This window comes from Thalassotalea sp. ND16A (assembly GCF_000764205.1).
Lineage (GTDB): Bacteria > Pseudomonadota > Gammaproteobacteria > Enterobacterales > Alteromonadaceae > Thalassotalea_A.
In genome coordinates this window covers 1-10,982 of sequence record NZ_JQDZ01000092.1, presented here as the reverse complement: position 1 = coordinate 10,982, position 10,982 = coordinate 1, and the positions used below count along the sequence as shown (strand labels likewise).

7 protein-coding genes are annotated in these 10,982 nt (G+C 40.7%); 3 read left to right on the top strand and 4 right to left on the bottom strand.

The genetic code is table 11. The features are described 5' to 3' along the window. Positions 1-2,707: ribonuclease E (rne, locus tag ND16A_RS05685; protein ID WP_033078359.1), on the bottom strand; the 2,707-nt coding region annotated here is incomplete at its 3' end. Positions 2,708-3,403: 696 nt separating this feature from the next. Between rne and rluC the strand changes: the two genes are divergently transcribed. Beyond that, a complete protein-coding gene (gene rluC, locus ND16A_RS05690) occupies positions 3,404-4,411 on the top strand; it encodes a 23S rRNA pseudouridine(955/2504/2580) synthase RluC (RefSeq protein WP_081945621.1) in 1,008 nt (335 codons plus the stop codon). A 69-nt stretch (positions 4,412-4,480) separates the two neighbouring features. On the opposite strand, the gene ND16A_RS20330 is transcribed toward rluC, so the two are convergent. Continuing rightward, on the bottom strand, positions 4,481-5,638 hold the full coding sequence (locus ND16A_RS20330) for an alpha/beta hydrolase-fold protein (RefSeq protein WP_052073190.1): 1,158 nt from the start codon (positions 5,636-5,638) through the stop codon (positions 4,481-4,483). Positions 5,639-5,796: 158 nt separating this feature from the next. Here ND16A_RS20330 and ND16A_RS05695 point away from each other — a divergent pair, with 158 nt between their 5' ends. Beyond that, a complete protein-coding gene (locus ND16A_RS05695; protein ID WP_033078358.1) occupies positions 5,797-7,848 on the top strand; it encodes a winged helix-turn-helix domain-containing protein in 2,052 nt (683 codons plus the stop codon). Between the two features lie 23 nt (positions 7,849-7,871). Here the strand turns inward: ND16A_RS05695 and ND16A_RS05700 are convergent, their stop codons facing one another. Further along, entirely contained in the window at positions 7,872-8,462 is a 591-nt protein-coding gene (locus ND16A_RS05700; RefSeq protein WP_033078357.1) for a hypothetical protein, read from the bottom strand. Beyond that, on the bottom strand, positions 8,459-8,803 hold the full coding sequence (locus ND16A_RS05705; RefSeq protein ID WP_033078356.1) for a PadR family transcriptional regulator: 345 nt from the start codon (positions 8,801-8,803) through the stop codon (positions 8,459-8,461). Before ND16A_RS05705 ends, ND16A_RS05700 begins: the two co-directional genes overlap by 4 nt. Before the next feature lie 270 nt (positions 8,804-9,073). Here ND16A_RS05705 and ND16A_RS05710 point away from each other — a divergent pair, with 270 nt between their 5' ends. After that, entirely contained in the window at positions 9,074-10,492 is a 1,419-nt protein-coding gene (locus ND16A_RS05710; protein ID WP_033078355.1) for an alpha/beta hydrolase family protein, read from the top strand. Positions 10,493-10,982 lie beyond the last annotated feature (490 nt).

Below are 10,982 nucleotides of genomic sequence, written 5' to 3'. Positions count from 1 at the left end.
GAGCAACGACTGGTTCAGCAACGACTGGTTCAGCAACGACTGGTTCAGCAACGACTGGTTCAGCAACGACTGGTTCAGCAACGACTGGTTCAGCAACGACTGGTTCAGCAACGACTGGTTCAGCAACGACTGGTTCAGCAACTGCTGGTTCAGCAACAACTGGTTCAGCAACTGCTGGTTCAGCAACAACTTCTTCAGCTAAAGGTAAGTGCTGTTGTTGCTCAGAAGTTACTGATACTTCAACTTCTTCAACGGTTTCTTGTTCTACAACAGGCTTTTCTTCGAAATCTGCTGGAGTATCAAGGTCAAGAGTTGCTTGCACTTCATCTGTTGCGCTAGGGTATCTGGCCTTAACCGGATCTTCTGTTACTCTTTCTTCAACTACTGCATTTTCAATTTCTGCTGTTTCAAGCTTTTCTTTACGACGTCTTTGACCATGAGAACGTAAGTGTCGTGGCGAGCGACGGTTTCTAACGCGTGGCTCTTTGTCATCCGACTCCGACGTTGCTGCAGCATCAGTTGCTACTGCTGCTACCTTCTGCTCTTTAACTTCAGCGTTCGCTTTTTCGCTTATTTGAGCTTGTTTGGCAGCAATTTGAACTTGCTCCGTCACTTGTTCTTGCTCTTGTACACGAACTTTTTTACGAGTATTTCTACGTTGACGACGCTCTGCAACTTTCTCTTCTTTCGGCTTGTCAGCTACAGGTTTATCCTGTTTTTGCTGAACCTGCTTCTTCGGTTGACGTTTTTGTTGTTTTTGATCTCTTTCAGTTTGATCGCGGCCATCTTTATTCTGCTGACGTCTTTGGTTTCTGTCTTGACCTTGGCTTTGGCCTTTACTTCTTTCTTGGCTTTGATCTCTACCTTGGCCTTGACCTTTACCACGACGCTGCTGGCTGCGAGGCTTGCGACTGCCACGACGATCACCTCTGTCTTTGTAGTTTCTCTTACTATCTTGTTTTGGCTTTATCTCAGGAGCTTTTTCTTCGGTCGCAAAAATCGACTTAAAGAAAGCAACGATACCGGCGATTAAACCCGTTGAAGCTTCAGCTTGTTGTGGCTGTTGGGCCGCAGCTGGCTTGGCTTGTTGTTTCTCTGGAGCTGGTTTTGGTGCCGACATGCCTTGTAAAACCGGTTCATCCCGTTTTACCACTTCTTTTTGGAACTTAGGCATTACCGCTTCTTCAGCAGCGGTTTCGTTAAGCTTCATCTCATAACTGGCTTCGGCGGTAGTTTCATCATCACGAACACGAACGACTTCATATTGCGGAGTGTCCATGTCTCGGTTTGCTAAAATTAACACTTTAACATTATGGCTTTTTTCAATGTGGCCAACAGCATTACGTTTTTCATTTAACAAGTAAGTGGCTACAGGTACTGGTACTTGCGCGTGCACTTGTGAGGTTTTATCTTTAATGGCTTCTTCTTCCATTAAACGTAAAATTGATAACGCCAATGACTCAACACCACGCACATTACCGGTACCGCTACAACGAGGACATACCCCTTGGCTGGTTTCACCAATTGATGGGCGTAAACGTTGACGAGACATTTCCAATAAACCAAATTTTGAAATACGGCTTAATTGAATTCTGGCTCGGTCTGGGCGAACGGCATCGCGCATGCGATTTTCAACTTCACGCTGATGACGTACCGGGGTCATATCGATGTAATCGATAACCACTAATCCACCTAAATCGCGTAAACGTAATTGACGGGCAATTTCTTCAGCGGCTTCCAGGTTGGTATTAAACGCCGTTTCTTCAATATCACTGCCTTTGGTTGCGCGGGCAGAGTTGATATCGATTGACGTTAGCGCTTCTGTCGGGTCGATAACAATAGAGCCACCAGAAGGTAGGCGAACTTCACGTTGGAACGCTGATTCTATTTGCGACTCAATTTGATAATGGGTAAATAACGGTACATCACCTTTATAGAGTTTTACTTTGCTGAGAAAGTCCGGGCGCACCAATTGAATGTGCTGCTTAACACTATCAAAAATCTTTGGTCTGTCGATAACGATTTCGCCAATATCACGACGTAAATAATCGCGAATAGCACGTAAAATAACGTTAGACTCTTGGTGAATTAAAAACGGAGCAGGGCGTGAAGCTGCGGCTTCTGAAATTGCTGCCCAATGCTGTAGTAATACGTTTAAATCCCATTCTAATTCATCATACGCTTTGCCAACACCGGCAGTCCGTACAATTAGTCCCATGCCTTTTGGCAAGTCTAATTTGCTTAATGATGCTTTTAATTCGGTACGCTCATCACCTTCAATGCGGCGTGATATGCCACCGGCGCGAGGGTTATTTGGCATTAATACTAAATAGCTGCCTGCTAGTGAGATAAAGGTAGTAAGAGCGGCACCTTTTTGGCCACGCTCTTCTTTATCAATTTGCACAGTAACTTCCTGACCTTCCTTTAACACATCTTTGATGTTAGGACGGCCTTGAAAACTGTATCCTTGCGGGAAGTAGTTGCGTGAAATTTCTTTCATTGGCAAGAAGCCATGGCGATCAGCGCCATAGTCAACAAACGCAGCTTCTAAAGAGGGTTCTACACGGGTAATCGTACCTTTATAGATGTTTGATTTTTTTTGTTCGTGGCCTGGGCTTTCGATGTCTAAATCGTAAAGGGTTTGGCCGTCAACTAGTGCTACGCGGAACTCTTCCGACTGGGTAGCATTGATTAACATACGTTTCATATTATTGCGACTCTGTATGTAAATAAGTCACAACACACTATTGAGTGTTAAAGTTGCCAACGAGCGTAAATCGCATGGGTTGGCAGGGTAACAGAGGGTTGCCAGCCTCACGGATGTCAACTCCCTAATAAAATCGGGACTGTTAGTATCTTTTGGTTATCTGCAAATGGTTACAAGCTTTGCTAATTAACTGATCAAATTGAACAGTGTTTGGCTCATAACGTTAGTTAACTTTTACACTCAGCATTATGCCGTGCTTACTTTAAATAGTTTATTGCTCTTTATTTGCGGGATTTGTTGTTTATGCTTCAAACACGGGCAAGTTACGTACGCCGGTGTAAGCAATAGGCAATGCAGTCAATATATCGGGCGAGTAGCAATTATTGTTTACCGGTTTGTCAGACCATTTTGGGTAAAGTTAACTGCTCAACGCTAAAAACAACGTACATTGAAGTTGCCGCAACAAACCTCTTACGATTCACTAAGAGCTTCGTTTTTTACTTTTAAATTAATCTACGGGTAACGATTTAAATTTGTTTATCGGTTACGTTTCGATTTAAGTAAGTTTGTTAAGAATTTTCAATTTCAATAACTCAAGCATTATCCCACTAATTAATAGCATAAGGCAATAAAATTACTGCTTTTTTACTGCTTAATATCAGCAAATTTCCAAAAAACTGTGCTAAACTCGCCGCCATGAAAGAACATATTACTAAAAATCCACAGCCAGCTGATAAATCTGCCGCTGAAAGTGAAGACAGACCGAAAGTGAGATTCATCACCATTGATGAAAATTCACAAGGTCAGCGCATTGATAATTTTTTATTAAAAACCCTAAAAGGTGTGCCGAAAAGCATGATCTACCGCTTAGTTCGTAAGGGCGAGATCAGGGTTAATAAAAAGCGCATTAAAGCAGAATATAAACTGCAACTTGAAGATCTGGTGCGCATTGCTCCGGTGCGCGTGTCGGAAGAAGCAGCCCCGGTTTCCACACAACTGAAAAAAGTCGCTGAGCTGGAAAAACAGATTATTTTTGAAGACGATTGCTTAATTGTGATCAACAAGCCAACCGGTATGGCCGTACATGGCGGCAGTGGCTTAAGCTTTGGTTTGATTGAAGCGTTGCGAGCATTACGACCGAAAGCAAAAATGTTGGAGCTTGTGCATCGCCTTGACCGGGATACTTCTGGTTGTTTAGTGGTGGCAAAAAAACGCTCCACATTACGTTCGCTGCACGAACAACTGCGGCATAAGAACGTACAAAAATTTTACCATGCCCTGGTTAAAGGACATTGGACTGCAAAAATGACCCGCTGTACCGAGGGCTTGCGTAAAAATGAACTGAAATCAGGCGAGCGAGTTGTGGTTGTCGATAATGTCAACGGTAAAGAGTCGGAAACTCGTTTTCGAGTACTAAAACATTATGAAGGCTGCTCTCTGGTGAGAGCGTTTCCGGTTACCGGACGTACTCACCAAATTCGTGTCCATTGCCAGGTATCTGGCCACCCAATTGCCTGTGATGCCAAATATGGCGCTGAAGGTTTTACTGCGACTATGAATAAACAAGGCTTAAAACGCTTATTCTTACACGCAGCAAGTATTGAATTTACTCATCCTAAAACCGAAGAAAGAGTAAAGTTTGAAGCGCCTTACGATAATGCGTTAACCGCAATCTTGAAAAAACAAACCTATAAAACCTATTAATTAACTTCATTACCGATTTTGGGGAGTCAAATAACCACTCCCCAAAAAAGTTTTAAGATATTAACAACATTACTTTAAAAAATTTTGATAAATTTCCTGATAAGACGCTAAATTTTGATGTTGTTGCTTTTTCGCTAATTTAATCGCCTTATTAATATAATTTATCGCCTGTACTTTGTTGCCAACGGCAAAATATGATTTTGCTAAACTGCGTTGCGCGGTATGAGAGTTCGGATAAAACTGCATGCGTTTTTCTGCAATGTAGACGGCTTTTTCAGGCTGTTGTTTAAGTAAAAAATAATCGGTTAAACTGTACAAGTAATACTCAGTAGGGAAAATATTGTATCCGTAACGAGCAGATAATTGTTGGTAAAAATCGTCAAAATTTTTGACATCTTTCTCTACCACATCAGCCTTTAAAAACCACTTGGGAAACAGAGCTTTAAAGGCATAATGCTGGGCAATTAGAGCGACAGAAATGTGATCTTCATTGACAAAGCTATTCACACTCCAGGTTAAATTAGTCTTTGCATGCTGTGCTAATGTTGAATTTAACTCGGTTAATGCCTGATGATGTTTTCGGGCAAAATCCGCTATTTCGCTGTCATCAGGCAGCTCTCTGCCAACATATAAGAATTGCTGTTGCTGTAATCGCGGCAATTTTTGTTGCAATTCTGTCAACATCGCCGCTTTATTCCAGTGTATCGCCGGGCTAAAAGCAAAATGGGCGTTAAATAAATGTGGCCGATTAATCAATGAATTGAGTACGGTTAACCCCCCTAAAGAATGACCGGCAATGATAGAGAATGGTGCGGTATGATACTTTTGATTAATATGAGGTATCAGCTCCAACTCAATAAAATCTAGAAAGACATTGCCTTGGCCATTATTTTTTACCGGGTGGTTGTCGTCAAAACTGCTGGTGAGATCGCGAACTCTATTATTCGTTTCGATGCCAACCACTATTAAACTTGGCATTGCACCGTCTAAAAAATTCATCATCGCCGCAGTATGATTGAGCAAGTAGGTACCATCAAGCAAATAGATAACTGGGTATTTGTTGGCATTCTTTTCATCATAATTGGCGGGAAGATGAACCCAAAACTGTTGCTCTTCTTTGGTATATTCAGAAAGCAACTGCTCGGCCTTAGCTAAAGTTTGAGCGGTGGCTGGGGTACTGCTCATAATGGCTAAAATAACCCACAATAATTTAATTCTATATCTCATTTTATTCTCTTCTTTTATTCAAGTTTGTTATGATGTGAATGGTTAACTTTCGATATGATAAATAGTGTCTTCTTAATCGTATTAATACTATGCAGAACATAATGAGTTTTTCTTAAGTTTTTCTTAAGGTAATTAAATCAGATAGTTGGGAGTGATTTTTGGCAGATAATAACATTGATCAGATAGTTTGTTTTGAAGACTGGCAAGTGGATTTTGGCCGCTGTTTGATTGTTAAAAACCAGCAAAGCCAATCGGTTGAACCGAAAGTTATGGCGGTCCTTGCTTTGCTCATTAAGCATAGTGGTGAGGTGGTCTCTCAAGAAGACATTTATGCCGCGGTTTGGAGCAATGGCATATTTAATTCAAGCTTAGTGCAACGCGCCATTACGCTGCTAAGAAAAGCCTTTAAAGACGATCCTAAGCAGGCAAAGTACATTGTTACCTATCCGAAAAAGGGTTATTCATTTATCCCGACACTCATTACTAAAGTGAATCCAGAATATCAGGAGGTGAGTACAAACATAAACCTGCTAACTGATAAAAGTATCTATCTAACGGCGATGCTTATACTACTGTGGGTATTTATCGGGTGGCAGTTATGGCCCACTCAACAACCGGTATTAAGTTTTGAATATTCAACGAATGTTACCTCTACCCCTGAGCAGGAATTATTTGCCAAACCGTCACCCGATAACCGCTCTATCGGATTTGTCAGACAGATTAATTTAAACACTCAACAACTGTGGCAAAAAGACTTACAAACTCATCATCAGCAAGCTATCAGCATAGAGCATCATAATATCCATAGCTTTGACTATTCGATTGATGGCCGGCAGGTTGCCTATGTGGTGGAAAATGAGCAGGGGCTTAATTTATATTCACAATTAATTTCGGCAGAAAATGATCTAAGTCGGCAACCTTTGATGCTCGCGCGATTTGAACAATTCAGCCATATCAGTGAGATTTTTTGGTTGGATTTAACCCATATTGTATTTATTGGTTATCATCGCCAGAAAAAACAACATCAACTGATTAAATTCGACTTTATTAGTCAACAGCATAGTATTTTGCTGTCACAACCGGCTTTGCGCGGTTTTGTTCATGCCAGCTTAAATCAACAACGAGATCAGCTTGCCTATAGCCGTTTAACGGCTGAAAATGAAACCTTGATACAGGTGATCAATTTAACCAACTTAACCGTAAGCACTATTGATAATACCTTGCCGCCGTTTGTGCATTTTACCTGGGAGTATGCTGATTCAGGGTTGTTAATAAGCGATTCCATTAACCAACAACTGCTTTTGCAATTTATTGATGGCAGCACAAAAAATATTACCATAGCGCATAGTGATGTTGCCCTGTATCCCCATTATCTTTCACCGGAAAAGTTATTACTTACGATGCAACAAGAAGACAGTGACATTATCCGTTGGCAACCAGGTAACAACCATGCAACCACAATGGTTAACTCCAATGCTCTTGACTACTTTCCAATGGCTTCACCGGATGGTAAGAGGTTGTTGTTTGTTTCTAATCGTGATGGCAGCAACAAACTCTACCTAAAAATGCTTAATCATCAGCAGCAGAACAATGTAAAACTACTCAATAATTCTGAATTTGTTGTTGATAGGATCAATCGACCGCTTTGGTCTAAAAGCGGTAATGCCATTGCCTTTATTGCCGATAAACAACTTTATCTGCATAAACTTGATATTGATAAGCTCATCAAAAAAGACATCAATGTTGATGCCTTGCAGGTTTTTGATTGGTTTGATGACAATAGTTTGTTACTACTGCTAGTCAAAGGTAATCATAATCACCTGGCTCGTTACCATATAAACGACAATAGCTATGATTTGATCAGCGAGTTTACTGGTATTAATGCGCACCTGGATGATAACAACAATATCTGGCAGCTAACCAGTAATGGTATGCAATTGTATGATCCGGATAATAATCGTTGGCAAGACATGGTGAGTATCGAGGGGATAACCTTCTCGGTAAAATCCGACAACAGCTTTTATCTGCAATACCAGCAAAGTAATCGCAAGTTTATCGCCCAAATCGATGTTACCGGTGAGATTGTTAAACAGTTTACTTACCCGTTTGAACAGCTCGGTGTTTTACACAGTGTGGATGGCGCTAACTTTTATTTTAGCTCTAATTTGCGCCGTCAGTCTGATTTGTATTTGAGCTATAGCAAAGAATAATTCATACCCGCATCAGGAATGAGTTACTTTGATTTTGCGAACAAATAGCTTAATAACTTATTTAACAACCAATAGGCTGAAGCACTAGTGATGATGCCGATTAGAGGGAACCATTTGGGTTGCCACTGAATCGCATCGGGTTGAGCACTAAACGACAAAGAAAAGTTACCACTAGGGTAATACCAAATGCCCACATCGGGATCACCTAGGTGCATCACTGACATAATGAATATCATGATCACCCAAAAATAGCCCAATCCTAACACTAGCGTTGCCAAATTGTGAAAAAATCCTTTCCGCGCACTCGCCAACAGACTTTGATATATGGCTCTGGGATCACCTTTAATGGTTTGTTGAGTGAGTAATATATCGGCAATTAAAGGGTCTAGATATTCTTCAGGTGAGCCGAGCCTTTCAATGGCATTAATGAATCGAACCTCTTCCAAGTCGGCCTCATCATGACTCGCAGATTCGTACAAATGACTCATAATTTCCAGGCGAATATCATTGCCTTCGTCTTTTGGTAAAGGCGCAAGCTTATGCACTAAGTCGCGTTCAAAGTTATGCCAAACCTTTTGTGCGACTTTACTTTTGATAGGGAAAGGTTGATTCATGATTGCATTACCATATTAAAAATAGAGTTGTGTGTCTGGGTCCAGGTTGTTTTCATTTTTGCCAATGTTTCTAATCCTAAAGGGGTGATTTGATAGTACTTTCTCGGCGTCCCCACTTCGGCCGTTTGCCATTGGGAGGTGACTAAACAATCTCTTTTTAGTCGATTAAGTAATGGGTATAACGTCCCTTCAGCAACCTCAATGGAGGTCAACTTTTTTATTTCTACAGCCAATTCATAACCATAAATTGCGCCTTGTTGTAATTTTAGCAAGATGATGAACTCCAATAAGCCTTTACGAAATTGTGGTACCCATCTGTCAATTATTTGGTCTGATCCCATGACAAAATTTTCTTTTAAAATATCGTTCCATACATAGTAATGCGATATACATACGTTTGCAATATTTAGTTACAGTTGAAATTAAGCACCGTTAAAACACTGCTTATTCAGTTTTTATTCAGTTAAATCAATTCGTTGTTTGTATTTGGTGAATAGATTTATGTTCTTGAAAGTGCTTTGCATAGTACATTGCATTGCTATGTAGTTGGTTGTTGTTGTAGCATACCTAGCAATACAAGGTAGCAAGGTAAATAGGAAGGTAAAATTACAATGTTTAAAATAATGAATAAAATTTTGGTGATTAGCATTTTGCTAATGGTAAGCCACTGCGCCAATGCGCAAACCAATTTAAATGATATTAAAGGGGCTTGGCTGGGATCAATGCAAATCCCTGAAGGGCCTAAGTTACGCATCGGCATAGAAGTTTTTAAAAAAGCCGATGGTCAATGGGGCGGGAATATCGCCAGCCTTGATCAGGGTAGTCGGTACATGTTGGTATCAGATGTATCTGTGAACAATGATACCTTTACCCTGCATTTGGCTGGTGCGCCAATTAATATTGTTGGTCAGATAGACAAAAGTCACAACAAAATTGCGGCGAACTTTAATCAGGGAGAACATGTATTTCCCCTTGACCTCAATAAAGTTGATGCCTTACCAGAAACGGTTAGAAAACAAACTCCTACCGATATATCAGGGTATAGGGAACAAGAAGTGCGCTACAAAAATACAGATGACAATACTTGGCTGTCAGCAACCTTGACCTTGCCAAAAGGGAACAAAAGACATCCGGCGGTTATGTTAATTGCCGGATCAGGGCCCAACCATAGAGATTCTTACCACGCTGGCCACCGGACTTTTAAAGTGTTAGCAGATCATCTCACTAATAATGGTCATGTGGTATTGCGAGCGGATAAGCGTGGCGTTTATAAATCATCAGGTGAGTATAAAGACGGAGATGTGGAAAATTACGCCAGAGACACTCAAGCGGCAATACAGTACTTAAAGTCTCTTGAACAAGTTGATCCGAATCGTATTATCCTTATTGGCCATAGCGAGGGAAGTCTGGTTGCCATTATGGCTGCACAGTTAGAAACCGTAAATGGCATTGTTTCATTGGCTGGGCCAGGGATGTCGATACTCGATGTGCTGTTGGACCAAGACCAAACTGAACCAGCTGCCAAAGGTGCTACTACAGCAGAAACCGACGTTTTGCTTAAATTTAGCCAGCGTTTTTATAGCATCATCCTAAATACGCCGAAAATTGCACAACGCAAGATCAAAATTCAGGCTCTATACGATAATTTACAAGGAAAAGAAGCCGAGATAATAAATAAATGGGTCAATAAAAGACATGGAACTCTTAGCATCGCCGGAGCCGAAAGCGAGTCATTTAGCCAATGGTTAAAGTTAGACCCGTTGATCTATTGGCAAAAATTTCAAGGGAATGCGTTAATTCTTAACGGCGATAAAGATTCACAAGTGCCGGCTAATGCCAATGTATCAGGGATTGTAAATGCGATGAAAGCGCAGGAAGGGAATGTGCAAAGCCATATCTTTGAGGGGGTAAATCATTTATTTCAACCCGCTATCACCGGTGCTGTAAATGAATATGCTGAAATTGAAGAAACGATTGATAGCGAAGTATTAACCACGATTTCAAAGTGGCTGGAAAATACATTCAGCTAAGGCAAGAGATTAAGGGGGCATAGTATTGGGCGAAGTGATTAGTATCTTGTGTTTTTTAGAGAGTTAAAGCAGACTGTGGCGTAAAAAAATAAAGATGAATTGATGATTCAGCTTTTTCTAACGTTCAACCAAACGCCTTAAACATTATAAAAGGAAAATTCATGGTGCGAATCGTTATCATTTTATCCCTGCTGATCTCACCGCTATCTCTGGCTGTTAACGTCGGTCTAAAAGCGCGTTTATTTGCCGAATATCAAAATAGGCAGATCTAACCAATAAAATATCGTTATCTAAAATCATCAAAATTAATTAACCGCAGAAAAGTAAATTATCAGGCAAAATAATTGAAGTAGGACTATAACAGTGAGCTTACGAGAGCATAGCTCAACTTCTATTTTTCGATCTGATTTAATGACTGCGACTAATTCATCAGGACGCAAACATGTCGAACCAAGATCAACTTATCAACGTTGTTGCTGCATTTGAGCAA